Origin of the sequence: Agrococcus casei LMG 22410 (genome assembly GCF_900163565.1) — a bacterium.
GTDB lineage: Bacteria > Actinomycetota > Actinomycetes > Actinomycetales > Microbacteriaceae > Agrococcus > Agrococcus casei.
Window position 1 is genome coordinate 99,471 of sequence record NZ_FUHU01000043.1, and the last position, 16,731, is coordinate 116,201.

The following is a 16,731-nucleotide window of genomic DNA, read 5'->3' on the forward strand; positions in this document are numbered from 1 at the left end:
ACAGCTATCCAGCAGCATCAACAACTCAACGCAGCTCAGCGCACGATCCTTGGTCACTCGCTCGTCTCGAACGAAGTGAAAGGAGCACTGTGCCACCCGCAAACGAGATTCTGCAGCTGGGCACCGTCACTGTCATCGTCCTGCTGCTCGTCTTCTATGGCGGCACCATGTGGATGTCAGTCGCGATCAGCAAGCGCAAGGAGAACGCTGACAACTACATGACGGCCGGCGGCAAGATCGGCTTCGGCGTCTCTGCCGCTTCCATGACGGCAACGTGGATCTGGGCGTCTTCTATGTACGCATCGGCGACAGCCGGCTACACGTACGGCATCTCCGGTCCCATCCACTACGGCCTCTGGGGGGCCCTGATGATCCTCTTCATCTACCCCTTCGGCCGCCGCATCCGCAAGGTCGCTCCGAAGGCGCACACCCTCGCCGAGGTCATGTACGCACGACACGGCCGCTCGTCACAGCTGATGCTCGCTGGCTCCAACGTCGTGGGCTCTGTCATCTCGCTCACATCGAACTTCATCGCCGGCGGCGCGCTCATCGCAATGCTCTCGCCACTCAACTTCGGCACCGGCATCCTCATCATCGCCGGCGGCGTACTGCTCTACACCCTCTGGTCAGGCTTCCGGGCGTCCGTGCTCACCGACTTCGCGCAGGTCATGGCGATGCTCGGCGCAGCGGCGATCATCATTCCGGTGATCTTCTTCACCGCAGGAGGCCCCAGCATGTTCGTCGACGGAGCATCGAACCTGACGCCGGCCCAGGGCAACTTCTTCTCGTCTGAAGCCTTCATGAACCAGGGCGCGCCCTACATCGCTGCAGTGCTCGCCTACGCGATCGGCAACCAGACGATCGCCCAGCGCCTCTTCGCAGTGCGCGAAAACCTCATCAAGCCCACCTTCGTCACGGCCACGGTCGGCTACGGCGCCACCGTGATCGGCATCGGCATGGTCGGTGTCATGGCGCTCTACCTCGGAATCTCGCCGCTCGACGGCGACGTCAACAACCTGATCCCCCAGATGGCCGGAACCTTCCTCGGCCCGGTGCTGCTCGGGCTGGCGTTCCTGATGATCATCGGCTCGCTCTCGTCAACGGCCGACAGCGACCTCTCGGCACTGTCGTCGATCGTCATGAGCGACATCTACGGCCAGGGCAAGGGCCGCAAGCGCGCGAACCCGAAGACGATGCTGCTGATCGGCCGCATCACGATGATCGTGGCCACGGCCGCGGGGCTCTTCTTCGCGACGAGTCAATTCAACATCCTCGATCTGCTGGTGTTCGTCGGTGCTCTGTGGGGCTGCCTCGTGTTCCCCGTCATCGCCTCGTTCTACTGGAAGAAGGTCACCAACATGGCCTTCACGGTGTCGGTCATCGCAGCGCTTGTGGTGTTCCTCCCCGTGCGCTTCGAGCTGATTCCCATGGAGGGCGCCATCGCCTGGGCCATCGAGGTGCTTGCCATCGTCGGTGTCGGAGTCGTGCTCGGAATCATGGCCTTCGGCTTCTTCGGGCTGAAGACCGCCGTGGTCGTCGGCATCGTCACAACGGTCGGGGTGTCGCCGTTCGCGCTCGACTACCTGCGCGACTACACGGTGCTGTCGGCGTCGCTCGTGGCCTACTCGGTGTCGTTCCTGGTCTGCTACTTCATGTCGTTCAAGTCGAAGCAGAACTTCGACTTCAACATCATCAAGTCCGTGACCGGAACCTTCGACAACCGCGCCGCCACCAGCTCGGCTGCCGCCGGCGCCACCACCGCTGTCAACCAGAAAGACAAGGAGTAACACATGGGTGTCATTGGACTCACCGTCTATTTCCTGATGTGGCCCGTCTTGGTCGGTGCCACGCTGTTCGTGATCGCTCGCGGGTTCTTCAAGGACTGGCGTGAGGCTCGCAAGAACGGCGAGTCGATCATCTAGAGCAGTGCAGCAAGCAGAATGGGCGTCCAGATGGGCGCCCTTTCTGCGTTGTGCGTTGTGCGGATCAGCGGATGCGCCCCCGGCGACGCACGACGCTCTCGAGGGTGTCGCGCAGCGGTGCACCGAGGAAGAGCCCGAGTGACGCGCCGGACGCCAGCGCGATGCCGATGGCGCCCGCGACGATGAGCTCTGCGACGCCGACCATGAGCAGCTGCGGGTCACCCTGCGCCTCCATGACGCCCAGGAGGCCGCGGAACACCGCCGAGCCGGGCACCATCGGCACGATCGCTGCGGTCGTGACAGCGATCGACGGAACATGCAGTCGATGCGCGATCAGGGTGCCGACGAAGCTGGCCACGAGGGCGCCGACGCCGCTTGCCAGCGGAATGCCAGCCCCCGCGGCGACGGCCAGGCTGTATCCGAACCACGCGATGCTGGCGATCACGACCGAGACCAGGATCGTGCGGGTCCGAGCTCCGTTCCACACCGCGACAGCGACGGCGATGACCACGACGCCGATCGCCTGCATGGGCAGGGGGCCGAAGCCGGGAGGGTCATTAGTGAGGGCGAAGCCGAACCCCAGTGCACGCGCCAGCTCCACACCCCCGATGATGCCGATCACGACGCCGAGGGTCAGCAGCGCGAGGTCGAGAATGCGGCCACCGGCGGTGAGGGCGAAGCCGTCGATGGCATCCTGTGCGGCAGCCACGACCGACATGCCGGCCAGCATCAGCACGATGCCTGCCGCGACGATGATCGCCGGCCTCGCATCCACGAAGAACATGACCCCGAGATTGCCGAGCCATGTCGTGACGGCGGCGAACGCGGTCACCACCAGCGCGCCGACCGCCTGCGAGAAGAAGAACGGCATGTGCAGACGCGACATGCCGCGCTGCGCCATCGCAGCACTGGTCGCCGCCAGGAATGCCACGAGCGTCACCACCCACGAAGCGCCGAAGAGCAGGCACACGCCGACGACGAGCAGCCCCTGCGCCATGACGATGATCGCAGGCCGGTATCGGAACGGCATGCGCCGGATGACGTGGAAGCGGGTGCGTGCCTCGTCGAGGTCGAGGCCCGCCTGGATGTCTGCCACGAGCGCCTGCAGCTGCTGCAGCTTCGAGTGGTCGGGCACCGGCGCGCGCACGACGCGCAGCAGTGTGAACGGCAGCTCGGTGTCATCACGGTGGTACGAGACGCCGATCGAGTTGTACGTGATGTCGACGTGCACCGGACGCACTCCGAGAGCTCCGGCGACACGCATGGTCGAAAGGGCGACTTCGTTGGCGGATGCGCCGACAGCGATGAGCGCCTCACCGATGCGCATCGACAGATCGATGACCTTGCGTGCGTAGATCTCGTCGATCGTCAGCATTGCCTCGGTCATGGGACGCGAAGCAGGGTCGGTGCGAATCGCACTCGCGAGGCGCGAACGCCAGTCTCTGGGTGAAGTCATCGGCACCATTTTGACATGCTCCGAGGCGGTGCGGATGACAGTTTCAGACCACACCCGGTTCCGAAAAACTGGCCCGCGCCCCAGATGCTGGTTTTCCGCCAGCATCTCAGCCTCACATGCCGATTTCCCAGCGTTTCGGAACGCAGCGCGCCTCAGTAGCGGTCAGACTTCGCGAGCAGCAGCCGCCACGTCTGCGCTCCGACGACACCGTCGATCGAGAGCCCATTCCAGGCCTGCATCGTCTTGACCGCGCCGAGCGTCTTCGGGCCAAACTTGCCGTCGACCTCGACAATGAAGTTCAGGTCCTGCAAAACGCATTGGAGAAGCATCACAGACATGCCAGAGTCACCAACGCGGAGCTTCTTCTTCATGCTGGTGTCGACGTTCTGACATGTGGCGACTGACGCCTGTGCGGCTGGAGCCGGCCCCATGCTGGTGAACGCGAGGCCTGTGACTGCCGTCGCTACGAGGGCCGTGCGGAGAATCGCTTTCGCTTTCATCGGTTCATTCCTTTCGCCGTGGAACCAGGCGACACGCTACTGATCAAGGCTGGACGCATTCACCCGACAGCAGCTGACAGATTGTGGCAGGGTACGCTTCTGAAGCACGAAAGAAGCCCCTGACCTGAACGCATAAAACGTCCGGTCAGGGGCTTGTTTCGTGTTGGTGGACCCAGGGAGAACAGTCCAGTGGACTGTTCTCGTGGAGAATGTCCGGGATCTGCATCTTCAGAAACACCGAGTGGACCCAGGGGGAATCGAACCCCCGACCTTCTCATTGCGAACGAGACGCAGGGCGTAAGCCGGTCGATGCGGGTCAGGCCACTTCCCAGTCATAGCGCGGAATCTGCATGCCGGTGGAATCCCGTCGAGCGCCAGCGAATGAAATATAAGGTGCAGAATAGGGTGCAGCGCCGTCAACGGAAAGTTGTCTGTTCGAAGCCGGTCGTCAGACTCCGGGCGGCACAGCGATGCTGTACAGGTGCACAATGTTGCTGGCCATCTGATCGAAGACCCAGTCATCAATCTCGATGCTCTCGAGTTCTTTCCCTGTATTGCGGTCGACGGTGATGAGTTCGAGCTTCTCGCCATCATTGTCGTTGCGAACCACGAGCAGATTGCTTTCGCTGAACTCAACGAGCGTCCACCTCGTCAACGGCTCCATCTCCACTTGAAAGAGCATCGTCGTGACCCCACTCTCAAGGCTTGTCTGCCAAACGCGGCCGACCCCATCCATCCACTCCAGGTTTCCGTTGCGAATTGAGCTTGAGCCGTATTGCGAGTATGGAAGCGCCTCTTGATCATTCAACGCCAGTCCTGATTCGTCGCGGATAGGCAACTCCTGTCGCTCACCAGAATCGAGGTTCCATGCGTGCAGGGCGAGGTCGGGGCCACCGCCTGCATCCGTGAATTCCGCGAGGTAGAACAGCGTGTTGTCCACGCACGGAGCATCATCCGCGGCGATTCCGGATACGGGCCCAACCTTGACGCTCACCACGTCTTCTTGCCCATCGTCAGTGCCAGTGAGCCATGCCAGCATGTGGGTGCGCTCGAACCAGTCGTCTGATCGGTACTCACCCTGCAGGTACTCACCGGACGTCTGCCCAACGCCGGCGACACGATCGTCGCAGCGGCCGACGAGAAAGTAGGCTCCTTCGATTTCACTGTGATCCGCGCTGTCAGCAGTGCTGACCACGGTTTCGTTCACGTACTCGAACTGATCCTCGCCTTGTCCCTGATTGTAAACACCGACTATTGTCGGCTGACCATCGCTCGAGCGCATCCCAAACAACCCCTCCTGGAAGTTCGTCTTCGGGCTCGGGATGCGCGTGAGCGAGTCGGCGAGGAAGTAGTCGTACTGGGTGTCGGCAAAAATGAGGCCGTCGGCGGTCCAGTCGAGCTGGGCATTCTCCATCCCTGACGTCTCGATTACCTCGATGCTGCCGTCCGGCTGCACCAGAACGACGTAGCCGCTTTGGTCGGCAGCCACGCCATCCGCTCGTGGGCTCAGGGCCAGGGCGACGACAGTGTCGCCCAACTGCAGTTCATCGAGTTCTGGCGTAGGCGGCTCTGGTACCACGCAGCTGCTCAGGAGGGAGCCAACTGTGAGGGTACACGCAGTAGTAAGAGCGATTCTGGCGGAGTTACGGCGACGTTTTCGATCCACAGATCGATGAGTCATCGAATTGTTTTGTATGTGACGGTCAATTTCGAGTTCTTAATGTCAATTGGGTACACGCCATACCCTTTATTGGCGTCGATGTCGATATTCTGCTTCCAGTATGCAGCCCAGACGAGCTTGGAACAGTTCATGTCTGTCCAGTTGGACTTGCGGCTGTTCCAGAAATTTGAATCGTAGTTCTTTCCTTTCAGGGAGTGATACGCATAGTGGCCGGCCGCGTTCCGCTTCGTCTGTGATGTCTCGACGCGCATCATGACCGCGCCAGATGCCACGGCAACGTTTTTGTAGTTCGTGTTGCGGCTCTGCCAGCCGTGCCCGGGCGCTTCGGTAATAGTGTGAGTTCCCGAGTAGATGCCAGTGTGGCCATGATTGACAACGTATTTGTTCGAGTCCGAGTAGAACACGTCGCCCTTCCGTTGAGCTACGGTCAGGGACTTGTCCATGACTATGGAGCCGGACATGACGCTGTAATTGGCGTTGACGCCAGGTCCGTATGCATCAACTACTTCTTGGTAAGCCTCATCTAGCACTGCTTCGATGGTGGATCCTTCCTCGTGCGCTTGCAGGAGAAGTGTGTCCATAACCTCAGATTCCGTTGAGCCCGGATTGAAGCTCAAGAGAGTTGACAGTTTGTCTTCGGTGGGAGCAGCGGAGGCGGGCAGGGGGCCGCCAAGAGACACAGTCGTGACAGCGAGCATCAGGGCTCCAAAGCGAAGGGCCGCGTGTTTAATGGGTATACACCTCTCCGTTGAGTGAATTGTTCGACCCAGCAAGAATGAGTCGATTCCAGTATCACCTGCAAGGATCAGTTGTGCAAGCTTCATTTTCTTAACGAGTGATTTAGCCCTCGAACCTGCTCGAAATCCGTGTCCATCCGGAAGCTCGAACGAAACGATGATCAGAGCAATGCGGAAGTTCAGTGATGCTGAGATGGACCGCAGAAGTTTCATGCGCCAGCGAACCGGAGAGACGACAAAGCACCACGCTCTCCGGCACGCTGGCGCGACCGCAGCCTACCTCGCGACCCGCGACCTCCGAGCCGTGCAAATGTTCCTTGGCCACGCACCGATGTCAACAACACAGCAGCACCTCCACCTCGACCAAGACGCGTTACTGACCCCATAGGGTGCAGATAAGGTGCAGTTCACGCGCTGAGAGCACGAAAGAAGCCCCTGACTTGGACGCATAAAACGTCCGGTCAGGGGCTGTTTTCGTGTTGGTGGACCCAGGGGGAATCGAACCCCCGACCTTCTCATTGCGAACGAGACGCGCTACCAACTGCGCCATGGGCCCCAGCGAGAAACACGTTACTCCTCGAAAGGCGGATGCGCGAAACTGGCTGCACCCGCGCATCCGTTCACCTGCATGCAACAGAAGTCGGCTTGAATGCTGTCATGAGCGAAGAGATCTTTGAGCACGAGTCCGAGCAGACGATGTCACGCGAAGCTGCAGCAAAGCGCCTGCGCGAGATCGCCGACCAGCTCGAGAAGCACAACGAGATCAGCCTGCTCGCACACGGCCGCGACGTGACCGTGCGCGTCGCTGATCAGGTGACGTTCGAGTACGAGGTCGAAGTCGAGTCAGCTGACAAGAACGAGATCGAGATCTCGATCAGCTGGTAACAGCGGCTCTCAGCCGACGCGACGCGAGAACGCAGCGTGCACGTCGAAGACAGCATCGGTGTCAGCACCCTCTGCCGCAGCCTCGCTGAGTGACGGCGCAACCGTGCGACCGTCAGCGACCTTGGCGTCTTCAGCCTTGACCCGACGCTGCTCAGCAGTGTCGACCTGGTCGCCTTCTGCGTCGAAGCCCACGAGCTCTGCAAAGCTCTCCTCCGAAGCAGCCGACGTCTTGGCAGCAGCTCCCTCACGACGCAGCGCCTCACGAATGCGCTCTGCCATGAGCTCCTGGTACTCCTCGCGCGACGGCGCCGTCGTGCGCTGCTCAGGCACATCCTGGGGCGTCCACGACCGTGAGCGCATGTGCTCTTCGGTCGGCAGCGACGACTGCTGCAGCTGGTGCGCCGCCTGGTCGTCGGCAACAGGCTGCTGCACAGCAGACTCGCGAAGCACCGCTTCGGTCTGCTCGCGTGCGGCACTGGAGACCAGCGCGATCTGCTTCGCCGAGCGATTCACCATGACGAGTCCCGACACTGCAACGGCAAGCAGCAGTACTGCTGCAAGCGTCAGCGCCCAGAGGCCCGGAACAGCGAGGCCGACGACGGCTGCCGCAAGTGCGACCAGACCCGTGATCGTGCATGCCAGCTTGGTGCGGCGCAGCCGCGCCTGACGGGTAGTCGAGCTCTGAACAACCACCTTGACCTCCTGTTCAATCCTTCTGATCTGCGCATCGATCTCGCGCGCCTTCGCTACCGCCTCGCGGTGCTTCTGCGCTTCACGAAGACGCACTTCGCGCTCCAGCAGCTTGCGCTGCCGAGCAATGTCTCTGGCCCGCACATCGAATGCGACGGCTTCACTGAGTTCTGTGGTCTCGGTCAGTGCTCGCAGCGTGTGCTGCAGCCGAGTCGCCTCGAGCTCAGCAGCCCGAACCTCTCGCTGCTTCGACCACACGGGAATCAGATACGCAAGCCAGACGAGCGCCGCCAGCACGAACACGGCTGTCGTGCCCATGCCCGCTGTGAACTCCATGAGCAGAACGGTAACGACCATCTTCGCATGAACGCCCGAGGCGCACCGCGAACGCCGCGAACGATCTGAAAAAGTTGTGTCAGGGGTGGATGGTAGGCGGCCGCGAGTCCTCCGGCAGCTGAGGAACCCGACCCGCCTGCCACCGCTGCAGCACCGGCTCGGCAAGCTCTTCACGCACAAGCGCAAAGCACAGGTGGTCTCGCCAGTCGCTGTCGATGTAGATGTAGCGACGGCGGATTCCCTCGAACCGAAAGCCGAGCTTCTCGACAATGCGCAGCGACGGCTTGTTCTCGGGACGGATGCAGACCTCCATGCGATGCAGGCCCAGTTCGAAGAGGCAGTAGTCGGTGGCGAGTGCCGTTGCAGTGGGCGTGGCTCCCCTGCCGGCAAAGCGCTCTGCGATCCAGTAGCCCAGCGTCGCACTCTGCAGAGCACCCCACGTTATGCTCGAGACATTCAGCTGACCGGCAAACTCACCGTCGACCTCGATCGCAAACGGCAGCCCTGTGCCGGCACGGGCACCTTCGAGCAAGCCTCTGATCGTCGCCTTGCCGTCAATCGCACTCGGCGGCCTGGTGCCCGGCATGTGGGCTTCCCACTGCTGCAGCCACTGGCGGTTGTCTGAAAGCTCTCGCTCCAGTGCACGTGCATCACGAAGGCGAATCGGCCGGAGTGCAATGGCGCCGCTTTGCAGCCGAGGCGCGATGTCGAACATGCTACGAGCCTAGAGGCACCGTAGTATTGCGACCATGAGCCACAGCGAGACTGCTTCAGAGAAGGAACAGCTGCGCGCCCAGATTCGCACAGAACGCCGCCAGCGCGGCACCGAGGGCGCTCTGGCCGAAGCGCCGAAGTTCACCGAGCACCTGATCTCGCTCGCAGCCGAACTCGACGCCAAGAAGGTCGCCGCCTACCTCTCGACGCCTGACGAGCCCGACACCCGCGGCTTCCTCGTCTGGGCCCGCAACCACGGTGTACAGGTACTGCTGCCGATCAGCCGCATCGACGGCCTCATGGACTGGGCTGAGTTCGACGAAAGCGAAGTGCAGGGCCCCTACGGCGTGCCCGAACCGGCTGGCGAGGTGCTGCCGCCGAATGCGATCGACGATGTCGACCTGATCATCCTGCCCGCATCCGCCGCAGACGCAGAGGGCATGCGCATGGGCTGGGGCCGAGGCTACTTCGACAAGCTGCTCGGCTCAATGGAGAACCTGCCCCCGACCTACGCAGTCGTGTACGACACAGAGCTCCTCGAGAGCGTGCCGAGCGAGCCGCATGATTACAGTGTTGATGGCGTCGTGACGCCATCCGGAATTCACAGAATCGAGTAGACCATGCCCGTGTACGCTTACGCCTGCCGCGACTGCGGCAACGCTTTCGACATCCGCCAGGAGTTCACAGACGAGTCTCTGACCGTGTGCGAATCCTGCGGAGGCCGTCTGCGCAAGCAGTTCGGTGCTGTCGGTGTCACGTTCAACGGCTCCGGCTTCTACAGGACAGACTCCCGTTCCTCACCAACCTCATCCCAGGGTTCCGCAACGAAGGCGCCGACACAATCGGCACCCCCAGCTGCGGCTCCCGCCACTGCACAACAGACTGGTTCAACCTCCTGAGGCGGCCCCAATGAAAGGAAACCCATGAAGGGCTTCAAAGCATTCATCATGCAGGGCAATGTCATCGACCTTGCCGTTGCAGTCGTCATCGGCGGTGCCTTCGCCGCAATCGTCGACGCCTTCGTCACAGGCGTCGTCGAGCCTCTGATCGCCGCAGCTGGCGGCTTCGACAACATCGCTGAGGTCACCGCCGGCCCGATCCTGATCGGCCTCGTCATCGCAGCAGTCATCCGCTTCATCCTGGTCGCAGCCATCGTGTACTTCGTGCTCGTGCTGCCGATCCAGAAGATGCGCGAAGCGTCCGACCGCCGCAAGGGCATCGTCCCGGCAGAAGACCCCGAGTCGCAGGAGCAGATCCTCGCCGACATCCGCGAGCTGCTCAAGGCTCAGCAGGGCGGCAAGCTCTAAGCAGCTGCAACGACAGAGGGAGGAAGCCGCGGCTTCCTCCCTCTTCGCTTGTCCTGCAGCAGATCAGCCCCAGTGCGGCGGCTTGTCGCCGATCAGGCGTGCATCGTTCTCACCGGCACTCTGACGCTTGCCGTCACCCGAGTCGGCAGGGGGCTCACCGATGTAGCCTTCGACAGGCTCGGTCGTCACTCGCCGACCAGTCTTGCGGATGCGCGGAGCAACTTCAGAGGCGCCTTCGCCCTCGCGCCGCTCAGCCATGGGATTCGATGCCGACAGTCTCGGCGACTCGCGCAGCCACCGCATCCGGGTCGGTGAACAGCTCGAACGCGTGCACGCGCACCGTGTGCCACCCGAGCCTGCGCAGCTGATCAGGCTCGACACGCAGCTGGTGCCGCAGCGAATCGTCGCTCTCTTCGTGATCGCTCAGCACTGCCGCGCACACGCCACCGTTCGATGCCACGAGCGGAAGCCCGCCGTAGCCGAGGCCCACGTTGAGCCCCATCATCTCGAGACGGCCCGCCAGATCATGCATGAGCGGATCTGCAACCGAAGGCTCCTGAGCGAGCTTGGGCGTCGCCGCATCGAGCAGCACCTCGCGCAGCTGCTCGGCACCGAACTCGACCGAATCAGGGTCGAGCTCTGCAGCATCGAACGACGTCACGATCGTGAGCGCCTTGCGAGCACGCGTCATCGCGATGGCCAGCAGCCGCTCGCCGCCCTCGCGGCCGAGCGCACCGAAGTCGACATTCTTGCTGTACTTCGAACGGCCGTAGCCGACAGAGAAGATGACTCGGTCACGCGAGAGTGCCATTGCGTGTGTCAGGTCAGCGATGACGAACGGCTCGTCGGTGTCAGTCGACACGAAGTCTGCAAGCGGCGGGTTCTGCGCAAGCTCCTGCACGAGCGCCTGCTGCAGACGCGTCTCGTGACGTTCGTTGCCGGTCACGACCATGAGCGACTCGTTGGGTCGCTGGCGCGCGTGCTGGGTCACCAGCTGCAGCACTCGGTCGATCTCGGCATCCGGAGACTCGATCTCGGCAGCCCCCGGCTTCGGCAGGCCCCACGCGTTGTCGACCGTCTGCACGGTGATCGACGGATGGCCGAGATATGTTCCGGCCCAGGGCAGCGAACGAATAGTGCTGTCGTAGAAGCGATCGCTGACCGCTTCGAGCAGATCATGACCGCCAGTGCGGAACGTGCGTGTGAGCTCGAGGGTAGGCAACAGCTGCATGAGACGCGACAGCGCAGACTCATCACCGAGCGTGTCGGCATCCGAGCCGGCCTTCAGGCCCGTGGTGGCAATCCCCACCGAGAACGTGCTCGGAGCCTGCGTGACGGGGTCGCCGACGGCGATGACCTGCGGAGCACGTGCGACGGCTCCTGCAACCTCAGCGACCGTCACAGCCCCGGCATCGGCCAGGATGACGCAGTCGAACGGCACATTCTGCGAGATCTCGTGCACCCGGTAGGGCGACGTGAGCCAGACGGGCGCCAGAGGACGCAGCAGATGCGGCGCGGCCTCGGCGAGCTCGTCAGAGTCGACGGCCCCTGCCTTGAGCATCGAGCGCAGCGCCCGAGCCTCGTCGGGCCAGTCGCGAATGCCGAGTCGCCACTGCTCCCCCAGCTGCCATGCGAGCTTGCCGCTCGAAGCCTCAGCGTGCGTCTGATCGACGAGCGCGAAGTCATTCTCGAGACGCGAGAGCACCTGGGTGTTGCCGCGCAGCAGCGCACGCTGCGACGAGATCAGCACCTCAAGCGCCGACTGCCACCATGCGAGCTCGAGCTCAGGCTCGATCTGGGCGACGTCGACCTTGCGGTCTGCGAGGTCACGGTACAGCGGGTCGAGCTCGAGCTCTGCGAGCGACTTGATGAGACGCGACCGCTCACGGATGTTCGTGAGGGCGTCAGAGTTCGCAGCAAGCGACTCGACCCAGGCTGCGAGGTCATCGAGGCTCATCGCAATCGCATCGCGGTAGTCGCTCTTCAGGGCATCGCCGATGCGCTCGAGGCGTCCGCGAACGCGTCCGTAGGTCTCCTCGAGGCTCGAGAGGCCAGCGGGAATGCTCGGAACCGCACCGTCGGGCGTCATCGCATTCCAGTGCTTGCGCTGACGCTGCACGCGCACGAGCGCATTGTGCAGGTCGGCGATGCGAGCACCGGGGCGCACATACTCGAGGGCATGCTTCTTCAGTCGTCTGCGCTGCAGGCCGCCGAGGGCCGCATTCGCATCCCGACGCGAGCCGGTCGCCGTCACGAGCTCGCCGAGCGGCCGGTCGAAGATCGACGGGTGGAACACCTCGAGGCTCTCGCGGATGTCGGCCAGCAGCTCGATCTGGTCGCCGAGCTGTTCGAAGGTCTCGAACTGCTGCACCTTGGTCGCACCGAGGACTCGCTCGGCCTCTTCGCGAAGCTCAGTCAGCTCGCCCTGATTCTCGTCAGAGCCGTCGCCCGCGAGCGTCTGCGCATCCTCGAACGCCAGCTCTGCGTCGCCGTCGGTGTCGAAGTCGGCACCGTGCCACGGGGTATCGCCCGAGCCGTACTGGAACTCACCCAGCTCAGCGGCTGTCGCGAGCGTCCGCGCAGCACTCGGCCGCTTGTCGGCGAGCTTCACGATGCTCTCGCGCGACAGGCGTGCCTGCGTCTGCGGCGGGTTCGGGAGCGCCGCGAGCTTCGAGAGCTCGCCGAGGCAGTCGACGACCGACACCTGCAGCTCGGAGTCGACACGACGCAGCGAGACGCGGTAGTCGCCGAGCACCTTGCGCAGGCGGATCAGCGCATCGTCGACGTCTGCGACATCCGGGTCTGTCGCACGCTCTGAGCGACGGATCGACGCGATCAGGTCGCGACGCAGGCTGCGCTCCGAGACAGCGAGTCCGGGCAGGCCCGCAACAGCGAGACGATCGATAATCGCAGCGCTGGTCGCACGCCGCGGGCTCACGACGAGCACGCGCCGGTCGTCTGCCACAAGGGCGCCGATGAGGTTGACGATCGTCTGCGTGGCACCCGTTCCGGGACGCGCGTTGACCGTGACAGAATTGCCCGAGAGCGCTTCTGCGATGACGCGCTCTGACTCAGCGTCTGCTTCGAGCACCAGGCGGTCGGTCTCAGGTGCACGCTCGTCCTGCGGCACGTAGTCGGGCTCGGTGCGCGCATCGCGAAGGAGCGACACAGCGATCTCGTCGCCTGCGACCGCGTCGAGGACAGGATGCGAGGCCGACGTCAGGTCGTCGAGCATGGGCGTCGCGACCTCGGCGAACACCGAGACGAGCACCCGCGGCGAGAGGTCGAAGCCGGGAACATGCGCTGCCGAGAGCCGCAGGCTGTCAAGCACCGGGTTCGGCGAGAACCCGCCTCCGTCGTCGGCGAGCGATGCGAGGTGCTCTTCGTCGAGCTCAACGCCGAAGTCGTCGCGCAGCAGGCGAGACAGCGCGGGGTTCACGAAGGACTTGCCCTGCAGCTGCAGCTCGAAGTCGCGTCCGCGACGACGGATCACCAGCGGCCGCAGCAGCACCGGCGCCTGCACGTCGAGTGGCTCAGACGGCATCGTGGCGAGGCCCACGGCCAGGTGCACGGCATCGATCGAGCGCGCGGTCGCAAGCTCGACGCCCTTCGACAGAATGGCGGATGCGGCGCCGCGGGCAGCGCGCAGGGCCAGGTCGTCTCGGATCAGGTTCGACAGCAGCGTCGGCTTTCCGATGATGAACTGGGCGAGGCCGCCGGGGTGCGTCGCCGAGAGCTCGATGCGTGTCGCCGAGGTGTCGATGAAGCGCAGCAGCGAAGAGCGGCCGCCCACGTCAGCGAGCTCGCTGCGCCATGCGCCCCAGCCGGATTCGACAGCGTCAGGAAGGGCATCATCGGCTGGCAGCGCGGCCTCGTCGGCGGTCACTGTCTCGTCGCGCTCAGCCACTGGCTGGTCCTCGCGGTTCTCGTCGTCTTCAGGATGCACGCGCCCAGGCTATATGCGCATGTGCGAAGTGGCCGTTCAGCCCGCCGCGTTCGCGCAAATTGACAGCGAATTGCAACGCATCGGGGAATGATGAAGTGGTGCCCCTGGAGAGACTCGAACTCCCAACCAGCTCCTTAGGACGGAGATGCTCTTCCATTGAGCTACAGAGGCGGATGCGCTATCAGGTCGCGCGGGCGCGTGTCAGCCGCCGAGGCTGTACGCGATGGGGCCGCTGCCCACGTAGGCCGTCGACACAGCAGTGGTGAGGCCTGAGCCCCAGCCGCCGTGGACTGCCTTGCCGTCACCGAGGTAGATCGCAACGTGGTGGAGGCCTGTGCCGCCGTCAGCGTAGTAGAGGATGTCGCCGGGCTGAGCCTGTGACATCGGCACCTGCTGGAGCTGGCCGAGCGATGCGTAGCCCGTCCAGGTGAAGGTGCCGCTGGCAGCGACGGCCTTCTGCACGAGCTCCGTGCACCACTGCTGCACGCCCAGCTGCGCAAGCGCTGCCTGAACGACTGCCTGGTTGCCGCCGCCGGTCGACTGGTGCTGACCGGTGTCTTCTGCACCCTGGTCGTCAGACGAGTCGTCTGCCGCGTCATCTGCGGCTGCGTCGTCTGCAGCCTGCTGCTTCGCCTCTTCTTCGGCGGCAGCCTCTTCGTCAGCGATCAGCTGCTCGAGCTCGGCAGCGGTCGTTGCGACGAATGCGTCTTCGGGGAACACCACGGTCTCGCCCTCGACGGCAGTGCCGCCCTGGCCGAGGCTCGAATACATCGACGGCAGCTGCGACGACTGCGCGCTGTCGTTCATGGCCACAGCCGGAAGCGTGACGCCGCCGACCAGGCCGGCAGCCACTGCGACGATGCCGAGCTTCTTTGCTGCTCCGAGGAAGCGGCGCTTGGGGGTCTCGGCGGTCTCGCGGTCGACGCGGACCAAGTCAGTGCTGTTGCTCATGAGCGGTGATTCCAATCGTTTGCAGGGCCTCAGAAGCGGCGTGCCTGCGGGGTTCCCATCGCGGCAATCATGCCAGAGAACGACTCGTATCGCACGGTCGTTCCTTCGTAGGGTGAGTGAATGACCTGGTCGTTGCCGACGTAGATCGCGGTGTGGCCGCCCCAGACGAGCAAGTCGCCGGGCTGGACGCTGCCGATTCCGACAGGTGTGCCGACGCTCGCCTGAGCGCCTGCGATGCGCGGCAGGCTGACGCCGACCTGCGCATAGACGTACTGGGTGAAGCCCGAGCAGTCGAAGCCGGCAGGCGTGCTGCCGCCGAAGACGTAGGGAACACCGAGGTACTGCTGTGCGATGCCGACGATGCCGCCAGCATTGTCTGACACGGGAGGCGCGTCGTTCGAAGGAGCCTCTTCGTCGACTTCGATGCCTTCCTCTTCTTCAGCCTTGGCATCTGCTTCGATGCGTGCCTGCATTGCCTCGAGCTCTTCGCGCGAGGTTGCATCGATCGTGTCGGGCACGAGTGCGAGGGCGGCCTCGAGCTCGGGGCTGACCTCGTAGTTCTGCTCCTGGCCGGCAAATGAAGAAGCCAGCGATGAGTCCTGCTGCATGCCGGTGCTGCCAGCGACAGCAGGCAGAGCGATGCCGCCTGCGAGTCCTACAGCGAGTGCTGCGACACTGATGCGCTTGAATGCTCCGCCGACCTTCTGGCGACGCGTGGGTGCGTCAGCTGCATGAACGATCTCGGTGCTGCGGTTCTCTTCAGTCATGTAAGTGGCTCGACTCCAGTTGGTAGACAGACTTACTGAGTGTACGACATCGTTATCAATTTGTCACAAAGCGGTTACGCCTGCGTGTCGACTGCCAGATACAGGTGAATCGCGAGGTCTGCATCGAGATCGACGACTCCCTCGGGGCCCGTCACCCGCGCACCCGCAGGGCCGCTGTCGACTTCGACCAGCGCGCCTGGCATGATGCCCGCATCCTCGAGCAGGCGGAGCACCTCGACATCGAACTGCAGCGGCTCGGCCAGCCTGCGGACCCGTGCGGTGCCAATCGTCTCGGATGCGCGAGCGACTCCAGAGAGAAAGCTGTCGTCAGTCTCGACCCCGAGTTCGTCGAGGCCGGGAATCGGCGTGCCGTACGGCGACTCGACCGGCTTGCCGAGCAGATCGAAGATCTGGCGCTCGACCTGCTCGCTCATCACGTGCTCCCAGCGGCAGGCCTCTTCGTGCACGAGCGACCACTCGAGCCCGATGACGTCTGCGAGGAGTCGCTCCGCGAGCCGGTGCTTGCGCGAGACGCGGACAGCAAGGCCGCGCCCGTCTTCCGTCAGGCGAAGCCTGCGATCAGGCTCGACCACGACGAGTCCGTCGCGTTCCATGCGCGCGATCGTCTGCGAGACCGTGGGGCCGGAGTGGCCGAGCCGCTCTGAGATTCGGGCGCGCATAGGGAGGATCTGCTCCTCCTCGAGGTCGAGGATGGTGCGCAGATACATCTCGGTGGTGTCGACGAGATCAGTCACCGCACCCCTCCCTGCCTGTTCTGTGCCGCGCAGCTCTGCCGCAATCCTGCGGCCGCGCTTCCGACAACAATATCTGTGCCGCCG

Annotated in this window: 18 protein-coding genes and 3 tRNA genes; 7 read left to right on the forward strand and 14 right to left on the reverse strand. The window is 63.6% G+C overall.

The window, feature by feature from the left end; translation table 11 throughout:
- The first annotated feature begins 89 nt into the window (after window positions 1-89).
- Both CZ674_RS10920 and CZ674_RS14420 read left to right on the forward strand, forming a co-directional pair.
- Complete coding sequence (locus CZ674_RS10920; RefSeq protein WP_086992559.1) at window positions 90-1,787, forward strand: sodium:solute symporter family protein; 1,698 nt, start codon at window positions 90-92, stop codon at window positions 1,785-1,787.
- Window positions 1,788-1,790: 3 nt separating this feature from the next.
- Complete coding sequence (locus CZ674_RS14420; RefSeq protein WP_234988559.1) at window positions 1,791-1,922, forward strand: putative transporter small subunit; 132 nt, start codon at window positions 1,791-1,793, stop codon at window positions 1,920-1,922.
- A 64-nt stretch (window positions 1,923-1,986) separates the two neighbouring features.
- Here the strand turns inward: CZ674_RS14420 and CZ674_RS10925 are convergent, their stop codons facing one another.
- The 5 genes from CZ674_RS10925 to CZ674_RS10940 all read right to left on the reverse strand — a co-directional run bounded on the left by CZ674_RS10925 (window position 1,987) and on the right by CZ674_RS10940 (window position 6,509).
- Complete coding sequence (locus CZ674_RS10925; RefSeq protein ID WP_234988560.1) at window positions 1,987-3,378, reverse strand: threonine/serine exporter family protein; 1,392 nt, start codon at window positions 3,376-3,378, stop codon at window positions 1,987-1,989.
- Window positions 3,379-3,530: 152 nt separating this feature from the next.
- Window positions 3,531-3,878, reverse strand: coding sequence for a peptidoglycan-binding domain-containing protein (locus tag CZ674_RS10930; protein ID WP_086992560.1), 348 nt, complete (start codon window positions 3,876-3,878; stop codon window positions 3,531-3,533).
- Between the two features lie 242 nt (window positions 3,879-4,120).
- A tRNA-Ala gene (locus CZ674_RS14205) sits at window positions 4,121-4,196 on the reverse strand.
- Between the two features lie 130 nt (window positions 4,197-4,326).
- On the reverse strand, window positions 4,327-5,415 hold the full coding sequence (locus CZ674_RS10935) for a hypothetical protein (RefSeq protein WP_143244725.1): 1,089 nt from the start codon (window positions 5,413-5,415) through the stop codon (window positions 4,327-4,329).
- 140 nt (window positions 5,416-5,555) lie between these two features.
- Window positions 5,556-6,509, reverse strand: a complete 954-nt coding sequence (locus CZ674_RS10940) for a hypothetical protein (RefSeq protein WP_159456968.1) — start codon at window positions 6,507-6,509, stop codon at window positions 5,556-5,558.
- On the opposite strand from CZ674_RS10940, the gene CZ674_RS14620 reads away from it, so the two are divergent.
- On the forward strand, window positions 6,508-6,684 hold the full coding sequence (locus tag CZ674_RS14620) for a tyrosine-type recombinase/integrase (RefSeq protein WP_159456969.1): 177 nt from the start codon (window positions 6,508-6,510) through the stop codon (window positions 6,682-6,684). The two genes, CZ674_RS10940 and CZ674_RS14620, sit on opposite strands and share 2 nt — an antisense overlap.
- Window positions 6,685-6,776: 92 nt before the next feature.
- On the opposite strand, the gene CZ674_RS10950 is transcribed toward CZ674_RS14620, so the two are convergent.
- A tRNA-Ala gene (locus tag CZ674_RS10950) sits at window positions 6,777-6,852 on the reverse strand.
- Between the two features lie 101 nt (window positions 6,853-6,953).
- Here CZ674_RS10950 and CZ674_RS10955 point away from each other — a divergent pair.
- Complete coding sequence (locus CZ674_RS10955; protein WP_159456970.1) at window positions 6,954-7,181, forward strand: amphi-Trp domain-containing protein; 228 nt, start codon at window positions 6,954-6,956, stop codon at window positions 7,179-7,181.
- Window positions 7,182-7,190: 9 nt separating this feature from the next.
- Here the strand turns inward: CZ674_RS10955 and CZ674_RS10960 are convergent, their stop codons facing one another.
- On the reverse strand, window positions 7,191-8,207 hold the full coding sequence (locus CZ674_RS10960) for a hypothetical protein (protein WP_143244727.1): 1,017 nt from the start codon (window positions 8,205-8,207) through the stop codon (window positions 7,191-7,193).
- A 79-nt stretch (window positions 8,208-8,286) separates the two neighbouring features.
- Complete coding sequence (locus tag CZ674_RS10965; protein WP_086992566.1) at window positions 8,287-8,922, reverse strand: GNAT family N-acetyltransferase; 636 nt, start codon at window positions 8,920-8,922, stop codon at window positions 8,287-8,289.
- A 34-nt stretch (window positions 8,923-8,956) separates the two neighbouring features.
- On the opposite strand from CZ674_RS10965, the gene CZ674_RS10970 reads away from it, so the two are divergent.
- Genes CZ674_RS10970 through mscL form a run of 3 tightly spaced genes read left to right on the forward strand, consistent with a single transcriptional unit; the run spans window position 8,957 to window position 10,228 of the window.
- Window positions 8,957-9,538, forward strand: coding sequence for a 5-formyltetrahydrofolate cyclo-ligase (locus CZ674_RS10970; RefSeq protein ID WP_086992567.1), 582 nt, complete (start codon window positions 8,957-8,959; stop codon window positions 9,536-9,538).
- 3 nt (window positions 9,539-9,541) lie between these two features.
- Entirely contained in the window at window positions 9,542-9,820 is a 279-nt protein-coding gene (locus CZ674_RS10975; RefSeq protein WP_086992568.1) for an FmdB family zinc ribbon protein, read from the forward strand.
- Window positions 9,821-9,844: 24 nt separating this feature from the next.
- Window positions 9,845-10,228, forward strand: coding sequence for a large conductance mechanosensitive channel protein MscL (gene mscL, locus CZ674_RS10980; RefSeq protein WP_086992569.1), 384 nt, complete (start codon window positions 9,845-9,847; stop codon window positions 10,226-10,228).
- A gap of 63 nt (window positions 10,229-10,291) precedes the next feature.
- Here the strand turns inward: mscL and CZ674_RS10985 are convergent, their stop codons facing one another.
- The 6 genes from CZ674_RS10985 to CZ674_RS11010 all read right to left on the reverse strand — a co-directional run bounded on the left by CZ674_RS10985 (window position 10,292) and on the right by CZ674_RS11010 (window position 16,647).
- Window positions 10,292-10,486, reverse strand: a complete 195-nt coding sequence (locus CZ674_RS10985) for a hypothetical protein (RefSeq protein WP_086992570.1) — start codon at window positions 10,484-10,486, stop codon at window positions 10,292-10,294.
- Entirely contained in the window at window positions 10,479-14,174 is a 3,696-nt protein-coding gene (locus tag CZ674_RS10990; RefSeq protein WP_086992571.1) for a DEAD/DEAH box helicase, read from the reverse strand. Before CZ674_RS10990 ends, CZ674_RS10985 begins: the two co-directional genes overlap by 8 nt.
- A 96-nt stretch (window positions 14,175-14,270) precedes the next feature.
- Window positions 14,271-14,345, reverse strand: a tRNA-Arg gene (locus tag CZ674_RS10995).
- Between the two features lie 30 nt (window positions 14,346-14,375).
- Window positions 14,376-15,125 (reverse strand): NlpC/P60 family protein, encoded by a 750-nt coding sequence (locus tag CZ674_RS11000; RefSeq protein ID WP_086992572.1) that lies wholly within the window; start codon window positions 15,123-15,125, stop codon window positions 14,376-14,378.
- A 29-nt stretch (window positions 15,126-15,154) separates the two neighbouring features.
- Complete coding sequence (locus CZ674_RS11005; protein WP_086992573.1) at window positions 15,155-15,892, reverse strand: C40 family peptidase; 738 nt, start codon at window positions 15,890-15,892, stop codon at window positions 15,155-15,157.
- A gap of 74 nt (window positions 15,893-15,966) precedes the next feature.
- Entirely contained in the window at window positions 15,967-16,647 is a 681-nt protein-coding gene (locus tag CZ674_RS11010) for a metal-dependent transcriptional regulator (protein ID WP_086992574.1), read from the reverse strand.
- Between the last annotated feature and the right edge of the window lie 84 nt (window positions 16,648-16,731).